The organism is Streptomyces sp. NPDC058619 (assembly GCF_042717785.1).
Taxonomy (GTDB): domain Bacteria; phylum Actinomycetota; class Actinomycetes; order Streptomycetales; family Streptomycetaceae; genus Streptomyces.
Genome location: NZ_JBHXQN010000008.1, coordinates 123,701 through 143,647, shown reverse-complemented (window position 1 = coordinate 143,647; position 19,947 = coordinate 123,701). Strand labels below are relative to the sequence as shown.

Genomic DNA, 19,947 nt, shown 5'->3' with positions numbered 1-19,947 from the left:
GAAGAGGCAACACCGATGGGCGAGGGGTACGCATGACTGACACCGGCCAGGTTCCGGGCGAGGGTCTCCCGGACAACGCGGGCATGGTGGATCAGCCAGGCATCCCCGCTCCGGTCCAGATCCCGGCGCCGCTTCCCCCCGGCTACGCCTTCCAGGACCTCGTGGACGACCCGGCCGGGCCGGAGGACGAGGAACTGCTGCTGATGCCGAGCGGCCAGGGCGCCTGGAGCGACCCCCAGGTCGTCCCGCCCGCCCCCGTCTTCCCCGCCCCGGCCCCGTACGCGGACGCGCCCTACGGCACCGAGCCCGCCTACCCGGGCACTCCGGCGGCGTACGCCGAGCCCGCCGCGTACGCCGGCTTCGCGCAGCCGGTCTTCCCCGACCAGCCGGTCTTCCCCGACCCCTCCGGGTTCCCGGAGCAGCCCGGGTTCCCGGACGCCTCCTACCGCGCCGGCGCTCACGAGGCGGGCGGCCGCGACTCCGGGGCGCTCGACCTCGGAGGGCTCGTCGGCCAGGCCCCGGCGGAGCCCGTCGCGCAGGCGGCCCCCGCGGCTCCGCTCCGCCGCCCGCTGCACATGGGCCCGCCCGTGCCCGAGGCCACCGGCGGCGTCGTACGGTCCCTCGCGGACCGGGGCCCCGCCGCGGCGCCGGCGCCCGCCGTCCCGGCCGTCTCCCTGCTGAACACCCCGTCCGTGCCGGCCCCCGCCCGCCCGTCCGGACCGCCGGTCACGGATCCCGAGTACCTGGACGTCCCGCGCGCGGAGGCCGCCGCGGAGCCCGCCCCGCAGCTGGGCGAGATCCCGCCGCAGGCCGGCGCCGCGTGGGCGCCGGAGCCCGTCTCCGCGCCGGAGCCCGTTCCCGCCTCAGAGCCCGTTCCCGCGCCGGAGCCCGCCCCCGAGCCCGGGCCGCCGGTCGCGGACACGGACGCCGCGGCCGCCTCGGACGCCGGGCCGGCCGCCGCCGGGGTCCCCGCGGCCGCCGAGCCGCAGCCCGAGCCCGCCGCCGTACCGGACGCGGAGCCGTTCGCGGCCGCCGCCCCGGAGCAGCCGGTCCCGGCCGGTACGCCCGCGCCCGAGGAGACCCCGGCCGAGCCGCCGACCGTCGCGCCCGCCGCCGAAGCCCCCGAGGCGGAGCCGCTGCCCGCACCCGCAGAAACGGTGGTTCAGGCCCCCGGGGCGCCCGTGGGCCCGGAGGCCGTCGAGGCCCCCGTCGAGCTCGCCCCCGCGGACCCGGCCCCCGCACCGGCCGAGCCCGAGCCGCTCGCGGCCGCCGCCGAGCCCGCCCCCGCGGAGCCGGTCGCGTTCCAGGCGCCCCCGGCCGAGCCCGCCGCGACGCCGGAAGCCGCTCCGGAAGCCGCCGCCGAGGCCGTCGCCGTACCCGAGCCCGACGCCGAGCCCGAGCCCGCCGCCGTACCGGAGTCCCCGGCCGGAGCCGAGCCGCAGGCCGCCGCCGAGCCCGCGCCGCAGCCCGCCACCGCCGCGCCCGAGGCGGCCGCCGAGCCCGCGCCGGAGCAGGCCGCCGCGCCCGAGGCCCCGGCCGCCGCCGGGACGGACCCCGCCGACGGGACCGGGCCCGAGGCGGTCGCCGCCCCGCAGCCCTTCGCCGAACCCGCCGCGGGCCTCCCCGGGCAGGAGGCCGCCCCCGATCCGCTCCCGGCCGAGCCCGCCGCGGTCGCCCCGGCCGCCGACGGCCACGCCGTACGCGAGCAGGCCGGCGAAGCCGCGCCCGGCTACGCCGACGCCGAGCGCGAGGCCGTCCTGCGCGTGATGCGCGAGCGCCGCGACATCCGCAAGGGCTTCCGCACCGACCCCATCCCGCACGAGGTGCTGCTCCGCGTCCTGGAAGCGGCCCACACCGCGCCCAGCGTCGGCCACTCCCAGCCCTGGGACTTCGTCGTCATCCGCTCCGCCGAGACCCGCCGGACGATGCACGAGCTCGCCGAGCGCCAGCGCGAGGCGTACGCGAAGTCGCTGCCCAAGGGCCGGGCCAAGCAGTTCAAGGAACTGAAGATCGAGGCCATCCTCGACACCCCCGTGAACATCGTGGTCACCGCCGACCCGACACGCGGCGGCCGCCACACCCTCGGCCGGCACACCCAGCCGCAGATGGCCCCGTACTCCTCCGCCCTCGCGGTCGAGAACCTCTGGCTCGCCGCCCGGGCCGAGGGCCTCGGCGTCGGCTGGGTCAGCTTCTTCGACGAGCGCGAGATGGTCCGCGAGCTCGGTCTCCCGGACCACCTGGAAGTCGTCGCTTACCTGTGCGTCGGCTACGTCGACGAGTTCCCGGAGGAGCCCGAGCTGGCGCAGGCCGGCTGGTCCCAGCGCCGCCCGCTCTCCTGGGTCGTCCACGAGGAGACGTACGGCCGCCGTGCCCTGCCCGGCGAGGAGCCGCACGACCTGCTCTCCGAGACGGTCGCCAGTATCCGCCCCCTCGACGCCAAGGCGCTCGGCGAGGCCTGGGAGCGGCAGAAGCGCATGACCAAGCCCGCCGGGGCCCTGGGCATGCTCGAAATCATCTCCGCCCAGCTCTCCGGCCTCTCTCGGGTCTGCCCGCCGCCGATCCCGGAGCCCGCTGCCGTCGCGATCTTCGCCGGCGACCACGGTGTCCACGCCCAGGGCGTCACCCCCTGGCCGCAGGAGGTCACCACCCAGATGGTGGCCAACTTCCTCGGCGGCGGCGCGGTCTGCAACGCCTTCGCCAACCAGGTCGGCGCCGAGGTCTGCGTGATCGACGTGGGCGTCGCGGGCGACCTCCCGGCCACCCCCGGCCTCCTGCCCCGCAAGGTCCGCGCGGGCACGGCGGACCTCTCCACCGGCCCGGCGATGACCCGCGAGGAAGCCGTCGCCGCCATCGAGGTCGGCATCGAGACGGCCCGCGACCTGGTCGCGGCGGGCAACAAGGCCCTGCTCACCGGCGAGATGGGCATCGCGAACACCACGGTGTCGGCGGCGCTGATCTCGGTCTTCACCGGGGTCGACCCGCTGGAGGTCACCGGCCGCGGCACGGGCATCAACGACGAGACCCACGCCCGCAAGGTAGAGGTCGTACGCCGCGCCCTGGAGCTCCACCAGCCCGACCCGGCGGACCCGATCGGCGTCCTGGCGGCCATCGGCGGCCTGGAGCACGCGGCGATCGTCGGACTCCTCCTCGGCGGAGCCTCCCTCCGTACGCCGGTCATCCTGGACGGCGTCAGCGCCGGAGCAGCCGCCCTGGTGGCCCGCGCCATCGCCCCCGAGTCCCTGTCGGCGTGCATCGCCGGCCACCGCAGCGCGGAACCGGGCCACGTGGCGGCCCTGAACACGCTCGGCATGCGCCCCCTGATCGACCTGGACCTCCGCCTCGGCGAGGGCACCGGCGCGCTGCTGTCGCTCCCGCTGGTCCAGAGCGCGGCCCGGGCGATGCACGAGGTCGCCACGTTCGACTCGGCAGGAGTAACGGAAAAGTAGCCCGCCCCCAGGCCGCTCCCCACCCGCCCGAGCCCGCCCCCGGCCCCCGCCAACAGCCCCGGCGCCCGCCCAAGGCCGCCCCCGGTCGCAACCCGGCAGCCGGGACCGATCCAAGGACCGGCCCCCGGCCGCAACCGGCCAGCCCCGGGCACACGGAGGCCCAGTCGGGCAGCCGGGAGCGCGCCGAGGACCGCCCCCGGCCCCAAACGGGCAGCCCCGGGGCACACCGAGGGCCGGGCCCCCGGTCGCCAGCCCGACGGCCCCGGGCCGGCCTGGGCCTTCAGGACGGACCGGGGCACGCCCAAGGGTTGGCCTCCCGGGCCCAGTCGGGACTGGCCCCGGTCCCAAGCGACGGGCAGGCCGGGGTCACATCCAGGGCTGGCCCCCCGGTCCGAGCCGGCAGCCCGGCAACGCGGAAGAGCAAGCCAAGGGTCGGCCCCCGGGCCGCATCCGGACAGCCCGGCGCATGCCGGGGCACGCCCGGGGCACGCCCGGGGCCCCCTGGGGCCGTCGGTTCCCCGGAGGGGCACCGCCCCCCACCCCCGCCCCGATCCGGAGCCCCACCCGACAGCCCCGCCCCGGCATCCCGCCCCCAGCCCCCGAGCCCGGCCCCGCCCCCCCCAACCCCCCACCCCCCACCCCGCACCCCCCACCCCGCACCCCCCACCCCGCAGGATCCACCGCGGCTCCCGCCCGGCACGCCCCCCGCCCCGGCCCACCGCCACCGGCCCCGCCCGGCCGCACCGCGGCCCGAACCCCGCCCCCCGCGGTCCAGCCCGGCCTGGCCCCGCCCCCGCCCGGCCGAACCGCCGTCCGACCTCGCCCCCGCCCGGCCCGGACCCGCCCCCCGCCCGGCCGAACCGCCGTCCGACCTCGCCCCCGCCTGGCCCGGACCCGCCCCGCGCCCGCCCCGAACCCCGCCCCCACCCCGGGCCCCGCCCGGCCCGCCCGCCCGGCGGGTCGTATCGTGGACCCGAACACCCGAAACCGCACGTCAACCCAGCCGCTCCAGCGCAGCAGCGGCCCAGCCGATCCACTGCCGCACCAGGAGCCGCAACCGCCATGGCCGACACCCCCGCCTACCCCGTAGGTCTCCGCCTGGCCGGCCGCCGCGTCGTCGTCATCGGCGGCGGCCAGGTCGCCCAGCGCCGCCTCCCCGCGCTCATCGCGGCGGGCGCCGACGTCTTGCTGATCTCGCCGTCCGCGACCCCCTCCGTGGACGCCATGGCCGAGACCGGCGAGATCCGCTGGGAACGCCGCCGCTACCAGGACGGCGACCTCGCCGGAGCCTGGTACGCCCTCATCGCGACGCAGAACCGCGAGGACAACGAGCGCGCCTCCGCCGAGGCCGAGCGCGAGCGGGTCTGGTGCGTGCGCGCCGACGACGCCTCCGCCGCCACCGCCTGGACCCCCGCCACCGGCCGGATCGACGGCGTCACCGTCGCCGTGCTCACCGGCAACGACCCCCGCCGTTCCGCCGCCCTCCGCGACGCGATCGTCGAGGGCCTGCGCGAGGGAACGCTCGTCGCCCGCGGGCACCGGCACAAGTCCGCCCCCGGCGTCTCCCTCGTCGGAGGCGGCCCGGGCGACCCCGACCTGATCACCGTGCGCGGCCGCCGCCTCCTCGCCGAGGCCGACGTCGTCATCGCCGACCGGCTCGGCCCCCGTGACCTGCTCGACGAACTGCCCCCGCACGTCGAGGTCATCGACGCTGCGAAGATCCCGTACGGCCGGTTCATGGCGCAGGAGGCCATCAACAACGCCCTGATCGAGCACGCCAAGGCCGGCAAGGCCGTGGTCCGGCTCAAGGGCGGGGACCCGTACGTCTTCGGCCGCGGCATGGAGGAGCTCCAGGCCCTCGCCGAGGCCGGCATCGCCTGCACCGTCGTCCCCGGCATCTCCAGCTCCATCTCCGTGCCCGGCGCCGCCGGCATTCCGGTCACCCACCGGGGCGTCGCCCACGAGTTCACCGTGGTCAGCGGTCACGTCGGCCCCGACGATCCGCGCTCGCTGGTGGACTGGGCCTCCCTCGCCAAGCTCACCGGCACCCTGGTGATCCTCATGGGCGTCGACAAGATCGGCCTGATCGCCGAGGCCCTCGTCCGGAACGGCCGCTCCGCCGACACCCCGGTCGCGGTCGTCCAGGAGGGCACGACCGCCACCCAGCGCCGCGTCGACGCCACCCTGGCCACCGTCGGGGAGACCGTGCGCGCCGAGGGGGTCCGCCCGCCCGCGGTCATCGTCGTCGGCGAGGTCGTCCGCGTCGGAAGCACCGGGGTCACCGGGGTCACCGGGACAACCGGGACCACCGGAAGCGCAGGGACAACCGGGACCACCGGAAGCGCCCGGACCCCCGGCACCCCGGGGGCCCCCGGAACCACGCCCGCCCCCACCACCGGCGCCTGACAGGCCGTTGGCACCGCACCCAGGACAAGGCAGTATCACCCTGTGGCTGATCTCATCACCGTCGAGGACCCCGACGACCCGCGCCTGCGCGACTACACGGGCCTGACCGACGTCGAACTCCGGCGCAGGCGCGAGCCCGCCGAAGGGCTCTTCATCGCCGAAGGCGAGAAGGTCATCAGACGCGCCAAGGACGCCGGCTACGAGATGCGCTCCATGCTCCTCTCGGCCAAGTGGGTCGACGTCATGCGCGACGTCATCGACGAACTCCCGGCGCCGGTCTACGCCGTCAGCCCCGAGCTCGCCGAGCGCGTCACCGGCTACCACGTGCACCGCGGCGCCCTGGCCTCCATGCAGCGCAAGCCGCTGCCCACGGCCGCGGAACTGCTCACCACCGCCCGCCGCGTGGTCGTCATGGAAGCCGTCAACGACCACACCAACATCGGGGCCATCTTCCGCAGCGCCGCCGCCCTCGGCATGGACGCGGTCCTGCTGTCGCCCGACTGCGCCGACCCGCTCTACCGCCGCTCCGTGAAGGTTTCCATGGGCGCGGTGTTCTCCGTCCCGTACGCCCGCCTGGACGCCTGGCCCAAGAGCCTGGACTCCGTCCGCGAGGCGGGCTTCAAGCTGCTGGCCCTCACCCCGCACCAGAAGGCCTCGCCCATCGACGTGGCCGCCCCGCAGTCCCTGGACCGGGTCGCGCTGATGCTGGGCGCCGAGGGCGACGGCCTGTCCACGCAGGCCCTCGTCGCGGCCGACGAATGGGTACGCATTCCCATGGCGCACGGCGTGGACTCGCTGAACGTCGGCGCGGCCGCCGCCGTCGCCTTCTACGCGGTGGCCCAGGGCCGCAAGGACGCCTAGGCCGTCCGGGGCCCCCCGGGCCGGCGCGCTACAGCTTCTGCGCCAGCGCGATGCCCAGCGCCACGATCAGCGTCACCACGACGAACACGATCAGCCGCTGTCGCATCAGCTTCGGGTCGGGCCGCGACGGACGCCGTCCCGCCCCCGTCGTCCGCGGGGCCGGACGGCCGCCCGTACGCCCCGCGGTCGGGCGGGAGGACGGGCCGCCCGGGTTGCGCGAGGACGAGGGGCGCGACTGCGGCCCGCCCTGGGCCCGCGGCGTGGTGGAGCCGCCGGTACGGCGCTCCGAGCGATGCTCCGCGTACGGGGTCTCGGGGAGCCGGCCGGTGGGCTGCTCCGCACGGCCGCGCTGCGTCGGAGGCCGGCCGTCGGGCAGCCCCTGCGCCTCGCGGGCGGCGATCTCCTTGAGCCGCATCGACAGCTGCAGCGTGCTCGGCCGCTCCTCGGGGTCCTTGGCCAGGCAGGCCTGTACGAGGGGCGCGAGCGCGTCCGGTACGCCCACCAGGTGGGGCTCCTCGTGCACCACGCGGTACAGCATGACCTCGGAACTGCCGTGCCCGAAGGGCGAGTCGGCGGTCGCGGCGTAGGCGAGGGTGGCGCCGAGCGCGAACACGTCCGTCGCGGGGGTGACGGCGGCGCCCCGCACCTGCTCGGGCGCGAGGAACCCGGGGGAGCCGACAGCGGTACCCACATGGGTGAGGGTGCTCGCCCCGGTGGCCCAGGCGATCCCGAAGTCGATGATCCGCGGGCCCTTGGGGGAGAGGAGGATGTTCGACGGCTTGAGGTCCCGGTGGACGACCCCGGCCTCGTGCACGGCGACCAGCCCCTCGGAGAGCGCGGCGCCGATGGCCGCGATCTGCACGGCCGTGAGCGGACCCTCTTCAGCGACCTTGTCGTGGAGGGACGGCCCGGGGACGTACTGCGTGGCGAACCAGGGCCGCTCGGCCTCCAGGTCCGCGGCGACCAGGCGCGCGGTACAGCCGCCCCGGATGCGCCGGGCCGCGGAGACCTCGCGGGCGAACCGCGAGCGGAACTCCTGGTCCTCGGCCAGATCCGGCCGGATGACCTTGAGGGCGACGCGTTGACCGCGCCGGTCCGATCCCAGGTAGACCACGCCCATGCCGCCGGCACCGAGCCGCCGGTGCAGTCTGAACGAGCCGACGACACGCGGGTCCTCGCGCCGGAGCCGCATCATCGCCATGTCCACCCCGCTGACCGGTCGTCCTGTTGACGTGGCACAGCTTACGGACCATCCGGCATGCGCGCTCAGAGGCCGCGCCCTCGCCGCGGGATTCGATCGTCAGTGCGCCACAGCACACTTGAGGGTCTTTCAGCGCCGACGCGGGTTCGTGGGGCGACGCCGAGCCACGACCCCAAACCGGCCTATGCGCAAGGGGTTTGGGGCGCCCGCGGGCGGTTCGACCCGGTTCGGTGCGCCTGCGGGCCGCCCGCACCCGAGTGGATCTTCCCGGGAGAGGGTGGACGGACACGCGTGAACAGGGAGTGACGGAAGTGAGAGAAGTCACTACCCTCCGGTCATCCCCTCCGGGAAGACCCCGACGCGCGGTGACGCGTCTCCACCCAGGGGAGTACACGGGGTAGTCCCCGTCATCCTCCTGGAGGCCCGCCAATGGGTACGAGGGCATGAGGTCAGGGCCCGTCCGCCCGCCTAGTGTTGAGACAAGCGGCGGGCGGAGTACTCGTCCCCCGAGGTCACGAGCCCGCCGCTGCCAAACGACAGGGAGAGGACCATGGCGGACATCGCACGGCAGGGACGCAAGGCATTCGCGTTCCACGGCCATGAGTCCGGTACGCGCCACCCGCTGGTGGCCGCGGCCATGGTCCTTCCCCTGGCCGCCCTCCTGCTGTTCCTCTTCGGAGGCTTCGAGCAGGTCGCGGCACAGGCGTCGTCCGTGGGTGTGATGCTGGGGCGCTGAGCGGCGCCCCGGGTCCGGGAGAGCGGCCCGGACCGGGACATCATCCGGTCGAACCCCGTGGGGACGGGGGCGCGACGACGGACGGCAGGTGAAGGGTGCTGCCCGTCCGGCTGGGGAGCCGGACGGGCAGCACCCTTTCTCATGCCCCGTGTTCGCCTGCCCCGTGTTCTCATGCCCCGTGTCCGCGTGCCCCGTGTTGGCGTGCCCCGTGTCCGCGCGTCCCGTGTCCGCATGTCCCGTCCCACCGCTCGCACCGCTGCGCCCCGCTGCCTCCACCCCCGTGCCTCCGTGACGGCTGCCGCCGTATCCTCCAGTCGGAAGAAGGGGGACCCGGATGCTCCGTACCGCCGACACCCGGCTGCCCGCCCACCGCCACGTTCCGGTGGGCACGGCCACCACCGACGCGCCGGTCGGGGCGTGAGCACCGCCGCACTGCCCGACGGCCTCGCGGCCTGGGCCCGCGGCGGCGGCCCCCCGCAGCCGTACGCCCTCCTCGCCGACCGGGACGACGGGACCGTCGTGCGCTGCGGGGACACCGTGGCCAAGGCGCACGCGGCCAACAGCGACCGGGACGCCCTGGCGCTCCGCGTGCGCCTGGCCGGTGCCGGGGCGCTGGCCGGCGTCCTGCTGCCTCCGCTGCGGACCGGTTCCGTGCGCGGACGGCCCGCCTCCCAGTGGCCGTACGGCGCCCCCGTGGACCCGGAGCGGCCCGGGGACGCCCCCTGGGAGGAGGCCGGCCGTCTCCTGGCCGCCCTGCACCGGACGCCCCTCGGGGCCCTTCCCGGCCCGGTCCCCCCGATGCGCGGCCCGGCGAAACTCGCCCGCGCCCTGCGCCGCCTGCCCGCTGCTTACCCGCCGGAGGTCCCGCCCGGCCTCGCGGCGGACGCCGCCGCCGTACGGGCCGCCGCCCGGACCCTGCCCGCCTGGGCCCGCGGCGAGGCCCCGCCGCCGCCGGGCGGGGTGCTGTGCCACGGGGATCTGCACCTCGGGCAACTGGTCCGGTACCCCGCCCCGGAGGGGCCCTGGCTGCTGATCGACGTGGACGACCTCGGCCTCGGCGACCCCGCCTGGGACCTCGCCCGCCCCGCCGCCTGGTACGCCGCCGGGATCCTCGCCCCCGAGCCCTGGCTGCGCTTCCTCGGCGCCTACCGGTCCGCAGGGGGACCCGCCGCCGGCCCGCCCGGCTCCGACCCGTGGCCGCAACTCGACGCCGCCGCCCGCGCGCTGACCGTACAGACGGCGGCCCGCGCCCTGGCCAAGGCGGCGCAGGGGCGCCGCGAACCGGACGAGGTGGAGCGGCTGATGGTGGACGCCTGTGACCGGATGGCCTCCCTCCCGGCCGACTTGGAGTCCGCGGCCCCGTCGTAGGGTGAGCCTCCCGTCACCGGGCATGCATCCGGTGGCGGCTGTCCGACGGCGAGGAGTTGATCCGGTCATGCAGTGTCCGAAGTGTCACGCGTTGATGCACACCTACAACCGCAACGGTCTCCAGATAGAGCAGTGCAGCGGCTGTCGCGGCATCTTCCTCGACTACGGCGAGCTGGAGGCGCTGACCCGCCTGGAGTCCCAGTACACGGCCCAGGCCCCGTACGGCCAGGCCCCGCCTCCCCCGCCGCCCGCCCCCTACCCGGGCCAGCACGCCGCCCCGGCCCCCGCCTGGGGCGCGCCGCAGCACGGCGGTCACGGCCGCCACGGTCACCACAAGGGCGGCTTCGGCCGGATGCTCTTCTCCTCCTGACGGGGGAGCCCGAGCACGCGGAAGCCCCGGCCGTCGAAACGGCCGGGGCTTCCGGGGGGTGCGCGATACTGGGATTGAACCAGTGACCTCTTCCGTGTCAGGGAAGCGCTCTCCCGCTGAGCTAATCGCGCGGGCTCCACGGCATGAAAGCCGCAGCTGAAACAGGTCGTGCAGACGATGCGTGGTACTGCGTGCGCGATACTGGGATTGAACCAGTGACCTCTTCCGTGTCAGGGAAGCGCTCTCCCGCTGAGCTAATCGCGCGGGGGTCCTTGCGGACCAGTGGACGATACTGGGATTGAACCAGTGACCTCTTCCGTGTCAGGGAAGCGCTCTCCCGCTGAGCTAATCGTCCTTGGAGGTGGAGACGGGATTTGAACCCGTGTAGACGGCTTTGCAGGCCGTTGCCTCGCCTCTCGGCCACTCCACCACGGAGCCGCAGGGGTTCTCGGGAAGATCCCCCACTTCGAGCGGACGACGAGACTCGAACTCGCGACATCCACCTTGGCAAGGTGGTGCTCTACCAACTGAGCTACGTCCGCAGGTCACCGTGTTCGCTCCGGGGTGTTACCCCTTCGCTCCCTGGCGACGAGTTGAACTCTAGCGGATTCCCGGGCCAGCTCAAAAACGCGTTTCCGCAGCGTGCTGCCGCTCGATCACGGCCGGTCACCCCGCGCTCACCCCACCGGCGCCGCCGCGCCACCGGTCATAGACTCGCAGCCGTGCACGACCTGCCTCCCCTCGCCCGCTTCGGCGGCCTGCTCGCGACCGACCTCCGCGACGTCACCGGTGATCCCTCGGCCCTGGACTCGACCGGGTTCTGGGCGGTCGCGGCCGACTTCGAAGGGCGGCTCGTCTGCGCGCGCTTCGGGGACGTGCGCCCCGACCCCGTCCCCGCGCCCGTTCCCGGCGCCTGGCGCGGACCCGACGCCGACGCGTGGTCCTCCTCGCTCGACCGGGCCGCTTACGTCTCCGGCGTGCGCCGCATCCGCGAGCACATCGCCGCAGGCGAGGTCTACCAGGCCAACCTGTGCCGGGTGATGTCCGCGCCGCTGCCCGACCCGGCCGCGGCCGATGTGGACGCCCTCACCGCGCTGCTCGCGCGCGGGAACCCCGCGCCCTTTGCAGGAACGATTCGGCTGCCGGCCCACGGCGTCGAGATCGCCACCGCCTCCCCGGAGCTCTTCCTGCGCCGCACCGGCCGGCGCGTCGAGTCCGGGCCCATCAAGGGCACCGGCCGCACCGCCGCCGACCTGCTTCCCAAGGACCACGCCGAGAACGTGATGATCGTGGACCTGGTCCGCAACGACCTCGGCCGCGTCTGCCGCACGGGATCCGTCACCGTCCCCGAGCTGTGCGCCGTCGAGGAGCACCCGGGCCTGGTGCACCTCGTCTCCACCGTCGGCGGCGAGCTCGCCGACGGCGCCGGCTGGCCGCAGCTGCTCGCGGCCACCTTCCCGCCCGGCTCCGTCACCGGCGCCCCCAAGTCCTCCGCCCTGCGGATCATCGAGGCCCTGGAGACCGCCCCCCGCGGCCCCTACTGCGGCGGAATCGGCTGGGTCGACGCCGACCAGGGCACCGCCGAGCTGGCCGTCGGCATCCGCACCTTCTGGATCGACCGCGAGGTGCCCGGCGGCCCCCACCTGCGCTTCGGGACCGGCGCCGGCATCACCTGGGGCTCCGACCCGGACCGGGAGTGGGCCGAGACCGAGCTGAAGGCCGCCCGCCTGCTGCGGGTAGCGTCGGGCACCCATGAGGAGACCGGTACCCATGGGACGAACGGCATGAGCGGAGGAACCGTACGGTGAAGATCTGGCTCGACGGAGCGCTGCGGGACGCGGACGGCGCGAGGGTGTCCGTGTTCGACCACGGGCTGACCGTGGGGGACGGCGTCTTCGAGACGCTCAAGGTGCAGCACGGCGAGCCCTTCGCGCTCACCCGCCACCTGGAACGGCTGACCCGCTCGGCCCGCGGACTCGGCCTGCCCGACCCCGACCTCGACGAGGTGCGCCGGGCCTGCGCCGCCGTCGTCGAGGCCAACCCGATGCCCCTCGGGCGGCTGCGCGTCACCTACACCGGCGGCGTGTCCCCGCTCGGCTCCGACCGCGGCGACGCCGCGCCCACCCTGATCGCGGCCGTGGCCGAGTCCGGCCGCCGCGCGGACACCACCGCGGTCGTCACCGTGCCCTGGGTCCGCAACGAGCGGTCCGGCGTCACCGGCCTGAAGACCACCTCGTACGCGGAGAACGTCGTCGCGCTCGCCGCCGCCCACCGGGCCGACGCCTCCGAGGCGCTCCTCGCCAACACCGTCGGCCGGCTCTGCGAGGGCACCGGCTCCAACGTGTTCGTCGTCCTCGACGGGGAGCTGCACACGCCGCCCGTCGCCTCCGGCTGCCTGGCCGGCATCACCCGCGCGCTCGTCGTCGAGTGGGCCGGGGCCAAGGAGACCGACCTGCCGTTCGACGTGCTGGAACGGGCCGAGGAGGTCTTCCTGACCTCCTCGCTGCGCGACGTCCAGGCCGTGGTGCGCATCGACGGCCGCGAGACCGGATCCGCCCCGGGCCCGGTCACCGCCGAGGCCATGCGGACCTTCGCGGCCCGCTCCGCCGCCGACCCCGACCCGGTCTGACCGGAGCGCGGGGGCCCGGCCCTGTCTTCGCGGCCGCCGGGCGGGTAGAACTCGGGGGATGACCACCACCCTGCGGCCGACCGCGCCGCTCCAGCAGAACAGCGACGGCACCCGCTCGCGGACCTACGAGGTCCGGGTGAACAGCCGCCGCGTCGGCAGCCTCGAACTGGCCACGCGGTCCGCCGCCCAGCCCGGGGTCGGGGTGATCCGGAACCTGTGGATCGAGGAACCGGACCGGCGGCGCGGGCGCGGCACGGTCGCCGCGCTCGCCGCCGAGGAGGTGCTGCGCGCCTGGGCTTGCGACAGCATCGCCGTGTCGGTCCCGGTCGGCGCGGAGCGCGCCCGGCGGCTGGTGGACGCGCTCGGCTACCGCGAGACCGGCCGCGTCATGGTCAAGGACCTGCCCGCCGAGCCGCCCGAGCTGCCGGCGGGCGGCCGGGGGCGCCCCATGGCCCCGGCCGAGTTCGACGACTGGCTGGAACGGGCCGTGGGGGAGTACGCCCATCACCTCACCACCCCGGGCACCACCCCCGAGCAGGGCCTGGCCGCGTCCCGCGCGGAGCACGCCCGGATGCTGCCGGCCGGGCGGGAGACGCCCGGTGCGGGCTTCCTCCTGCTGGAGGCGCCGGAGGGCGGCGTCCTGGGCACCCTGTGGATCGGGGACCTGGAGGTCGCCGGGTTCGGGGCGATCCCGTACGTGTGGGACGTGGACGTCGCCGCCGAGCACCGGCGCAAGGGCCACGGGCGGGCCCTGATGCTGCTGGCCGAGCGCACCGCCCTCGCGGCGGGCGCCCGGCACCTGGGCCTGCACGTCGTCGAGGGCAACACCCCGGCCCGCCGGCTCTACGAGTCGCTCGGCTACCGGGACACGGCCGTGAACGCCATCAAGGCGCTGGTCTAGGCCCGGGGCGGGGCCGCGACGGCTCAGGCCGCCGCGGCCAGGAGGCGGTCGGCGATCTCCTCGACGCGGGCGCGCAGGCCGTCCTGGCTCTTGCCGCCGTCGAGGCGCTCGCCGCCGATCACGTACGTCGGGGTGCCGCTCACGCCGATCGCCTTGCCCTCGGCCTGGTCGGCGTCGACGATCAGGATGTGCCGCCCGTCGATCAGCGCGGTGTCGAACTCCTCGACGTCGAGGCCGAGTTCACGCGCGACCTCCAGCAGTACCGGCTCGCCCTCCCGGCCCAGCTCGGCGGTGCGCGCCAGCACGGCCTCGGCGTACGGCCAGCCCTGCCCCTGCTCCACGGCCTCCTCGGCGGCCTGGGCCGCGGCGAAGGAGTGCTTGTGCTTGTCCAGGGGGAAGTGGCGCAGCCGGATGTCCAGCCGGTCGCCGTAGCGGGCCCGCAGGGCGCGTACGTCGTCCAGGGCGCTGTGGCAGTCCGGGCACTGCAGTTCGCACCAGACGTCGAGGATCACGGAATCGGTCATGGGAACAGTCTCCCAGCCCCCGCACGGCCCTCCGACCGGCACCTGGGGAGGAGGCCCGACCCGGAGATGTCCCGGAGATCGCGCCGTGCGGGGCCGGCGACCTGGCCCGTACGGGGCCGGCCGGTGCACGATGGACGGGTACGGATCGCCCGTCACCGAGAGCCGGAGGGCCGCATGCTTGCCGAGACCATCTGTTCCGCGGCGTCGGTGGCCGGCCTGGGCATCGCCGCGCTGACCGCCTACCGCCGCCGCTTCCTGGCGGCCACCCGGATCGCCGCGTACGCGCTGGTCCCGCTCGGACTGGTGATGACGGGCGTCGTGGCGTGGGTGACCGAAGTGGTGTTCAAGCCGACCGTGTGGGCCGGTTTCGGGGTGCTGGTCCTCGCCTGGCTGCTCTTCGTCACCGCCCGCGTCGTCGAGCGCCGCGGCCTGGGCAAGGCCGCGAAGCCTCCCCGGCCGGTCAAGGGCGCCCCTGCCCGGGAGGCCGTCGCCCCGGCCGCCTCCGAGCCGTCGCTCGGCGCCGCAGCCGCGGGAGGCACCCGGCCGGCCGGACGGCGGCAGCCGGCGGCCGCCCCGGGGGACGACTTCTCCGACATCGAGGCCATCCTCAAGAAGCACGGCATCTGACCGGGAGGGGCGAGCATCCGCCCGGGTCCACGAGATCGGGCGAACTACCGCGCGGATGTTGGCGTGTTGAGGGGTGGGCGGCCACGAGCTGCGCCATCATCGCCCGGACATGCTCGACACACCGCACAGTGAGCCGTCGGTTCCCGCACCGCTTCCCGCCCCCGTCGCGGAGGAGCCGCGGGGCTGCCTCTTCGCGCTCTCCCAGCCACCCCTGATGATCTTCCTAGGCGTGATCGGCACCCTGCTGCTGCTTGCCGCCGTGCACGACCTGTTCGTGCTGTGACGCCGTGTGCTCCGGGGCTCCCGGCCGGGGGGCTCCGTGATCCGACACCTCCGCGTCGGCTTCCTTGCGCCGGGCCCGGTACGCGGCCACGTGCAGCCGGTTCCCGCAGGTCCGGCTGTCGCAGTAGCGGCGCGAGCGGTTCCTGGAGAGGTCCACGAAGGCGCGCCGGCAGTCCGGGGCCTCGCAGCGGCGCAGCCGTTCCTGCTCGCCGGAGACCACGATGAAGGCCAGGGCCATCCCGCCGTCGGCGGCGAGGTGGTCGCCCAGCGAGGCGCCCGGTGCGAAGTAGTGGACGTGCCAGTCGTAGCCGTCGTGGTCGGTCAGCTGCGGCGTGGTGCCGGCGGTCGCCACGAGCTCGTTGATCAGTACGGCTGCCGCGCGGGGGTTCGGGGCGGCGAAGACCTGGGCGAACTTGCCGCGCACGGCCCGGACGCCGGCCAGGTCGCGGGCGCTGAGCTCGCCCACGTCGCTGATCGCGTACTCCCGGACGAAGCCGCGCAGCGCGCCGATCTCCGCGAGCCTGTCGGGCTGGTCGGCCTCGGCCGTGGTGTTCACCAGGGCGACGACGACGTCGAGCGCGCGACGGGTGTCGTGGGGGATCTGCACGGGTCTCCCTCATGGGCCGGAGCCTGCGACGACGGGCCGCCGCCGTTGGTGGCCGACTCTAGCGGGTCCCCTCGCGGGGCCGTCCCCACACGCACCGGCGCCGTCCCCGTGGCTGGCTTCCGCGGGAAACAGCGCCGGCACTCGCGTATGTGGTTGTCCGGCCCACACCGTCGCCCCGAGTCGGACGGTGTCGGGCGGTTGCAGGCCTGGCTCAGCTTTCGGCCAGGATGTGGGAGAGCTCCTTGTCGAGGTCGAAGTGCCGGTGTTCGGTTCCTGGCGGAACCGCGGCGTCCGTCCGCTTGAGGAACGACTCGAGTGCTCGGGCGGGTGCTTCGAGCAGTGCTTCTCCCTCCGGTGAGCTCAGGGCGATGCAGACGACGCCCTGACCGTGGCTGCGGGACGGCCAGACGCGGACGTCGCCGGTACCGGTGGGCCGGTGGAGGCCCTCCGCGAGGAGGTCGCGGGCGAATACCCATTCGACCGTCTCCTCGGCGCCGGTGTGGAAGGTGGCGTGCACGGCGTAGGGGTCGGCCGTGTCATACCGCAGGCCCGCGGGAACAGGCAGTGAGGACTCGCTCGACACAACGAGGCGCAGGTGCAGCTCGCAGCTGACCGTGGTGTTCATAAGCGCCAGGGCCTTTCGCTCAGTGTGCGCTCGGGGATTCGCACGTCGGCGAAATCGACATGCCACCTACGGTGCCGTTGTAAACCCCTCTGACCGTTTTGCGGACCTCTGGGTCCCTCGTACGGCGGATCCAAACCCGCATTCACGTGTGCATCCGGCTCGGGTAGATTCGATGCCATGAATACGGGGAGTGACCGCGAGACCAACGAGTCCGCCGCAGGGGCCGCAGCGGGATCCGCGCCGACCGGGCCGACCGCGCCGACCGGGCCGACCGGGCCGACCGCGCCGGACGCGCCGACCGGGGAGGCCGCGGCCGAGGAGGCGCCGCACGTCTCCAAGGCGCCCGCCTTCATCAAGGCCCGGCGCAGCCTGCACCTGAGCTGGCAGGTCGGCGTCTTCGTCGTCGGCCTCGCCGTCATCGGCGCGGGCGTCGCCATGCTCGTCCTGCCCGGCCCCGGCTGGGTGGCGATCTTCGCGGGGCTGGCGATCTGGGCCACCGAGTTCGCCTGGGCCCACCTCGTCCTGCGCTGGACCAAGCGCAAGGTCACCGAGGCCGCCCAGAAGGCGCTCGACCCCAAAGTCCGCCGCCGCAACATCATCCTGACCAGCGCGGGCCTCGTCATCGCGGGCGCGCTCGTCGGCTTCTACCTGTGGAAGTACGGGCTCGTGCTGCCCTGGGACATCAAGGACCAGTGATGGTCGGGGAGCACCGCTGACATGCGGTAATGTTTGCGGTGCGTCCGGGCGATTAGCTCAGTGGGAGAGCACTTCGTTCACACCGAAGGGGTCACTGGTTCGAACCCAGTATCGCCCACCCGGACCAGAGGCCCGGAGACTTTCACAGTCTCCGGGCCTCTGGCGTTCCCCGGGTCCTCCGCCCCCTCCCGCGCCGACCGACCCCCCGCCGCCCGCCGTCAGCGCAGGCGGCCGATCGCCTCGCGCAGGCGCCGGGCGTCCGCCAGCCGCCTCTCGTACGTGGCCCCCACCGCCAGCAGCAGCAGGCCCGCCAGCGCCGGCGGGAGCCAGCGCGGCAGGGCGCCCGTGACCTGCGCCACGTACGGCGCCAGCTCGTGCAGGGCCACCGCCGCCAGGACGGCGCCGCCGAGCAGCAGCGGGGCCTGCAGTCCCCGGCGGGCGCCCGCCAGGGTCAGGGCCAGGGCGGCCAGCCCGAGCAGCAGCGGGCGCTGCCAGTCCGCGTCCGCCCAGGCCGCCAGCAGGCTCGGCAGCAGCGTCGCCGCCAGGCCCGGGCCGTACGCCGTCCAGGACGAGGCCTCCGGGTCCTTGCGGCGCCGCAGGAACCCCACCGCGAGCGCGGGCAGCGTCACCGGCAGGGTGTACGCCTCCGGGGCCGTGACCCCGTCCGAGGCCAGCCGGACCCAGGTCGCCGCCGCGAACAGCGCGACCGCAGCCCAGCCCAGCGCGCGCCGCTCCGGCCGCACCGCCGCGCCGGCGCAGACCACCCCGGCCAGCGCCAGGACCAGCGCCAGCGTCCCGGGCCGCGGGGCCGCCAGGGCCACCGCGAGCAGTCCGGCCGCCCCCGCCGCCGCCTCCGCGGGGATCCGTACGGGGCCCAGGCGCGGCCCGAGCGCGGCCACCGCCGCGGGGACCGCGAGCACCGGCAGGCCCCACCAGGCCACCGCCAGGCCGGTGGCCGCGGCCGCCGCCACCAGCAGTCCCGCGGCGTACCCGACCGCGCACCCGGCCGCTGTCGACCGGGCCCACCGCGGAGCGCGCCCGTACGCCGCTGCGGCGGCGCAGCCCGCGCCCAGCAGGCCCCAGACCGCGAAGGTGGCCGCGCGGCCGTCCAGCGCGCCCAGGGACACGCTCACGGCCCCGCCCAGCGCGCACGCGCCCGCCGCGATCGAGGTGCCACGAGCCGATGCGCGCAGGGCCAGGCACCCGGCGGCCCCCGTCACCGCAAGCTGCACCGCGAACACCCCCGCCGCCGGGAACCCGAGCAGCACCGGCGCCGCGAACAGCCCCGCCCAGGCCGCGACCACCGCCGCAACCGCCGGCTCCGGCCGCGAGAGCGTGCGGGACAGCCACCACGCCGCCCCCGCCGCCACCAGCAGGACCACCGGGGCCGAGGCCCCCGGCGCGTACGGGCTCCAGCCGGGCGTCGTGCCCGACCACACCTCGTCCAGCACCGCGAGCGGAACCGCCAGCGCCGAAACCGCCGCCGCCCCGGCCCACAGCGCCCCGAGGGCGATCACCCCGGCCCCGGCCCAGGCCGCCCCGCGCCGGACCGCCGCCGGCAGCCCGCCGACGCGTACGCACGCCACCAGCGCCAGCGCCGCCGGCAGGTGCGCCGCGACCGCCCAGCCCGTGTCCAGGGCCGGACGCGCCACCCCGCCGACCGCCACCGCCCAGGCGACCCCGCCGGCCGCCGCGGCCGCCGCCGCCCGCGGCTCCCGCCAGGCCGCCGCCGCGCCGAGGGCCGCTCCCGCCAGCAGCAGCGCCGCCGGGGCCAACGCCCCGCCGGGCGAAGCCGCCGACCAGGACGCGGCCGTGCCCAGCAGCAGCGCCCCCGCACCGAGGACCGCGCCCAGGGTTGCGGCCAGGACCGCCGCCGGAGCCGACGGCGTGCCCGCCGCCGACCGGAACCGCAGGGCGGCGGCCGCGTCCACTGCCGCCGTCACCAGCAGCGCCCAGCCGAACCGCACCGGACCCCCGTCCGAGGCCAGCGCGGCCAGCGGGAGCGGCAGCTGCGCCGCCAGGACCGCCGCCGGCAGCGGGAGGCGCAGCCCGGGCAGAGCTCCGCGCGCCAGGCCCGACCCGTACCCGGCCCAGAGCGCCGCCAGCGTCGCGGCGGCCCCCGCCGCGTACGCGGTGCCGTCGAGGTCCGCCGCGGCCACCGCGTACAGCGCGTACGCGTCCAGCACCGTCAGCAGCAGCCCCAGCGCGGCCACCGACTCCGCCGTCGAGCGCAGCCCCCGGCGCAGCAGGAGGACCGGCGCGGCCAGGGCCGCCGCCGTCACCACCGCCAGCGCCGCCGACCGGCCGGTGATCCCCAGGGACCCCCAGCTGACCAGCGTGAAGGCCAGCGCGGCCACCGCCAGCAGCACCGCGCCCAGGGTCAGCAGCACGTTCTGCGCGCTCGGCGCCGAGGCGTCCTTCGCCGCCGAGGTGCCCGAAGTGCCCGCCGAGCGCGCCGCCGGAGCCCGGCCGGAAGCCGGTCCCCAGCCGGGCGCACCGGTCGGCGGAGCCGCGTACAGCAGGCGCAGCAGCCAGTCCCTGCGGCTCAGCAAGTAGAGGCGCCGGGCGTCGAGTCGGACCAGCTCGCGGTCGATGAGCGCCAGCTCTTCGGCCGGCGGCAGTGACGTGTTCATGATTCGCAGTGTGGTGCCGGTCACGCCGTCAGCAC

General features: G+C 76.0%; 15 protein-coding genes, 6 tRNA genes and 2 pseudogenes. 13 read left to right on the top strand and 10 right to left on the bottom strand.

What is annotated here, in order from left to right; genetic code table 11:
• The first annotated feature begins 32 nt into the window (after positions 1–32).
• The 3 genes from cobT (at position 33) to ACFWTC_RS11100 (ending at position 6,713) form a co-directional block, all read left to right on the top strand.
• Complete coding sequence (gene cobT, locus ACFWTC_RS11110; protein WP_384028992.1) at positions 33–3,446, top strand: nicotinate-nucleotide--dimethylbenzimidazole phosphoribosyltransferase; 3,414 nt, start codon at positions 33–35, stop codon at positions 3,444–3,446.
• A 1,062-nt stretch (positions 3,447–4,508) separates the two neighbouring features.
• Positions 4,509–5,852 (top strand): uroporphyrinogen-III C-methyltransferase, encoded by a 1,344-nt coding sequence (gene cobA / locus ACFWTC_RS11105; RefSeq protein WP_384028990.1) that lies wholly within the window; start codon positions 4,509–4,511, stop codon positions 5,850–5,852.
• A gap of 42 nt (positions 5,853–5,894) precedes the next feature.
• Positions 5,895–6,713, top strand: coding sequence for a TrmH family RNA methyltransferase (locus ACFWTC_RS11100; protein ID WP_384028988.1), 819 nt, complete (start codon positions 5,895–5,897; stop codon positions 6,711–6,713).
• Here the strand turns inward: ACFWTC_RS11100 and ACFWTC_RS11095 are convergent.
• Positions 6,708–7,914: pseudogene (locus ACFWTC_RS11095) on the bottom strand (serine/threonine-protein kinase); the annotation flags it as partial. The gene ACFWTC_RS11100 and the pseudogene ACFWTC_RS11095 overlap by 6 nt on opposite strands.
• 550 nt (positions 7,915–8,464) lie before the next feature.
• On the opposite strand from ACFWTC_RS11095, the gene ACFWTC_RS11090 reads away from it, so the two are divergent.
• From ACFWTC_RS11090 to ACFWTC_RS11080, 3 genes are all read left to right on the top strand, one after another.
• Entirely contained in the window at positions 8,465–8,650 is a 186-nt protein-coding gene (locus ACFWTC_RS11090; RefSeq protein WP_383931964.1) for a hypothetical protein, read from the top strand.
• Between the two features lie 417 nt (positions 8,651–9,067).
• Positions 9,068–10,018 (top strand): phosphotransferase family protein, encoded by a 951-nt coding sequence (locus tag ACFWTC_RS11085; RefSeq protein ID WP_384028986.1) that lies wholly within the window; start codon positions 9,068–9,070, stop codon positions 10,016–10,018.
• 67 nt (positions 10,019–10,085) lie between these two features.
• Positions 10,086–10,388, top strand: a complete 303-nt coding sequence (locus ACFWTC_RS11080; RefSeq protein ID WP_267722771.1) for a zf-TFIIB domain-containing protein — start codon at positions 10,086–10,088, stop codon at positions 10,386–10,388.
• Positions 10,389–10,447: 59 nt separating this feature from the next.
• On the opposite strand, the gene ACFWTC_RS11075 is transcribed toward ACFWTC_RS11080, so the two are convergent.
• From ACFWTC_RS11075 to ACFWTC_RS11055, 5 genes are all read right to left on the bottom strand, one after another.
• Positions 10,448–10,519, bottom strand: a tRNA-Val gene (locus ACFWTC_RS11075).
• A gap of 61 nt (positions 10,520–10,580) precedes the next feature.
• Positions 10,581–10,652 (bottom strand) — tRNA-Val (locus ACFWTC_RS11070).
• 19 nt (positions 10,653–10,671) lie between these two features.
• Positions 10,672–10,743, bottom strand: a tRNA-Val gene (locus ACFWTC_RS11065).
• A gap of 1 nt (position 10,744) precedes the next feature.
• Positions 10,745–10,818 (bottom strand) — tRNA-Cys (locus ACFWTC_RS11060).
• 39 nt (positions 10,819–10,857) lie between these two features.
• Positions 10,858–10,930: transfer RNA gene (locus ACFWTC_RS11055), tRNA-Gly, on the bottom strand.
• A 180-nt stretch (positions 10,931–11,110) separates the two neighbouring features.
• Here ACFWTC_RS11055 and ACFWTC_RS11050 point away from each other — a divergent pair.
• From ACFWTC_RS11050 to ACFWTC_RS11040, 3 genes are read left to right on the top strand one after another with little or no spacing between them, the layout of a single operon-like run.
• Positions 11,111–12,196: a chorismate-binding protein gene (locus tag ACFWTC_RS11050; RefSeq protein ID WP_383931960.1), complete on the top strand. Its 1,086-nt coding sequence runs from the start codon at positions 11,111–11,113 to the stop codon at positions 12,194–12,196.
• On the top strand, positions 12,193–13,017 hold the full coding sequence (locus ACFWTC_RS11045) for an aminotransferase class IV (RefSeq protein ID WP_383931958.1): 825 nt from the start codon (positions 12,193–12,195) through the stop codon (positions 13,015–13,017). Before ACFWTC_RS11050 ends, ACFWTC_RS11045 begins: the two co-directional genes overlap by 4 nt.
• Positions 13,018–13,075: 58 nt before the next feature.
• A complete protein-coding gene (locus ACFWTC_RS11040; protein WP_383931956.1) occupies positions 13,076–13,918 on the top strand; it encodes a GNAT family N-acetyltransferase in 843 nt (280 codons plus the stop codon).
• Positions 13,919–13,941: 23 nt separating this feature from the next.
• Here the strand turns inward: ACFWTC_RS11040 and ACFWTC_RS11035 are convergent, their stop codons facing one another.
• Positions 13,942–14,442 carry a DsbA family protein gene (locus ACFWTC_RS11035; protein WP_383931954.1) on the bottom strand — a complete coding sequence of 167 codons (501 nt, stop codon included), beginning with the start codon at positions 14,440–14,442 and terminating at the stop codon, positions 13,942–13,944.
• A gap of 174 nt (positions 14,443–14,616) precedes the next feature.
• On the opposite strand from ACFWTC_RS11035, the gene ACFWTC_RS11030 reads away from it, so the two are divergent.
• The gene (locus tag ACFWTC_RS11030; RefSeq protein WP_383931952.1) at positions 14,617–15,069 is read left to right on the top strand and encodes a hypothetical protein; all 453 of its coding nucleotides are present in this window, start codon (positions 14,617–14,619) and stop codon (positions 15,067–15,069) included.
• A gap of 109 nt (positions 15,070–15,178) precedes the next feature.
• Complete coding sequence (locus ACFWTC_RS11025) at positions 15,179–15,352, top strand: hypothetical protein (RefSeq protein ID WP_383931950.1); 174 nt, start codon at positions 15,179–15,181, stop codon at positions 15,350–15,352.
• Between the two features lie 51 nt (positions 15,353–15,403).
• Here ACFWTC_RS11025 and ACFWTC_RS11020 read toward each other — a convergent pair.
• Both ACFWTC_RS11020 and ACFWTC_RS11015 read right to left on the bottom strand, forming a co-directional pair.
• Positions 15,404–15,958: pseudogene (locus ACFWTC_RS11020) on the bottom strand (CGNR zinc finger domain-containing protein); the annotation flags it as partial.
• 211 nt (positions 15,959–16,169) lie between these two features.
• On the bottom strand, positions 16,170–16,583 hold the full coding sequence (locus ACFWTC_RS11015; RefSeq protein WP_030011909.1) for an SsgA family sporulation/cell division regulator: 414 nt from the start codon (positions 16,581–16,583) through the stop codon (positions 16,170–16,172).
• 177 nt (positions 16,584–16,760) lie between these two features.
• On the opposite strand from ACFWTC_RS11015, the gene ACFWTC_RS11010 reads away from it, so the two are divergent.
• Both ACFWTC_RS11010 and ACFWTC_RS11005 read left to right on the top strand, forming a co-directional pair.
• On the top strand, positions 16,761–17,279 hold the full coding sequence (locus ACFWTC_RS11010) for a TIGR02611 family protein (protein WP_384028098.1): 519 nt from the start codon (positions 16,761–16,763) through the stop codon (positions 17,277–17,279).
• A 46-nt stretch (positions 17,280–17,325) separates the two neighbouring features.
• Positions 17,326–17,397: transfer RNA gene (locus tag ACFWTC_RS11005), tRNA-Val, on the top strand.
• A 100-nt stretch (positions 17,398–17,497) separates the two neighbouring features.
• Here the strand turns inward: ACFWTC_RS11005 and ACFWTC_RS11000 are convergent.
• Positions 17,498–19,912, bottom strand: a complete 2,415-nt coding sequence (locus ACFWTC_RS11000; protein WP_384028097.1) for an SCO7613 C-terminal domain-containing membrane protein — start codon at positions 19,910–19,912, stop codon at positions 17,498–17,500.
• Positions 19,913–19,947: the final 35 nt, after the last annotated feature.

What these genes read in the sequence shown, in the direction of transcription:
- cobT (WP_384028992.1), top strand. Translation starts at nt 33, where the DNA reads ATGACTGACACCGGCCAGGTTCCGGGCGAGGGTCTCCCGGACAACGCG.
- cobA (WP_384028990.1), top strand. Translation starts at nt 4,509, where the DNA reads ATGGCCGACACCCCCGCCTACCCCGTAGGTCTCCGCCTGGCCGGCCGC.
- ACFWTC_RS11090 (WP_383931964.1), top strand. Translation starts at nt 8,465, where the DNA reads ATGGCGGACATCGCACGGCAGGGACGCAAGGCATTCGCGTTCCACGGC.
- ACFWTC_RS11080 (WP_267722771.1), top strand. Translation starts at nt 10,086, where the DNA reads ATGCAGTGTCCGAAGTGTCACGCGTTGATGCACACCTACAACCGCAAC.
- ACFWTC_RS11040 (WP_383931956.1), top strand. Translation starts at nt 13,076, where the DNA reads ATGACCACCACCCTGCGGCCGACCGCGCCGCTCCAGCAGAACAGCGAC.
- ACFWTC_RS11035 (WP_383931954.1), bottom strand. Translation starts at nt 14,442, where the DNA reads ATGACCGATTCCGTGATCCTCGACGTCTGGTGCGAACTGCAGTGCCCG.
- ACFWTC_RS11030 (WP_383931952.1), top strand. Translation starts at nt 14,617, where the DNA reads ATGCTTGCCGAGACCATCTGTTCCGCGGCGTCGGTGGCCGGCCTGGGC.
- ACFWTC_RS11025 (WP_383931950.1), top strand. Translation starts at nt 15,179, where the DNA reads ATGCTCGACACACCGCACAGTGAGCCGTCGGTTCCCGCACCGCTTCCC.
- ACFWTC_RS11015 (WP_030011909.1), bottom strand. Translation starts at nt 16,583, where the DNA reads ATGAACACCACGGTCAGCTGCGAGCTGCACCTGCGCCTCGTTGTGTCG.
- ACFWTC_RS11010 (WP_384028098.1), top strand. Translation starts at nt 16,761, where the DNA reads ATGAATACGGGGAGTGACCGCGAGACCAACGAGTCCGCCGCAGGGGCC.
- ACFWTC_RS11000 (WP_384028097.1), bottom strand. Translation starts at nt 19,912, where the DNA reads ATGAACACGTCACTGCCGCCGGCCGAAGAGCTGGCGCTCATCGACCGC.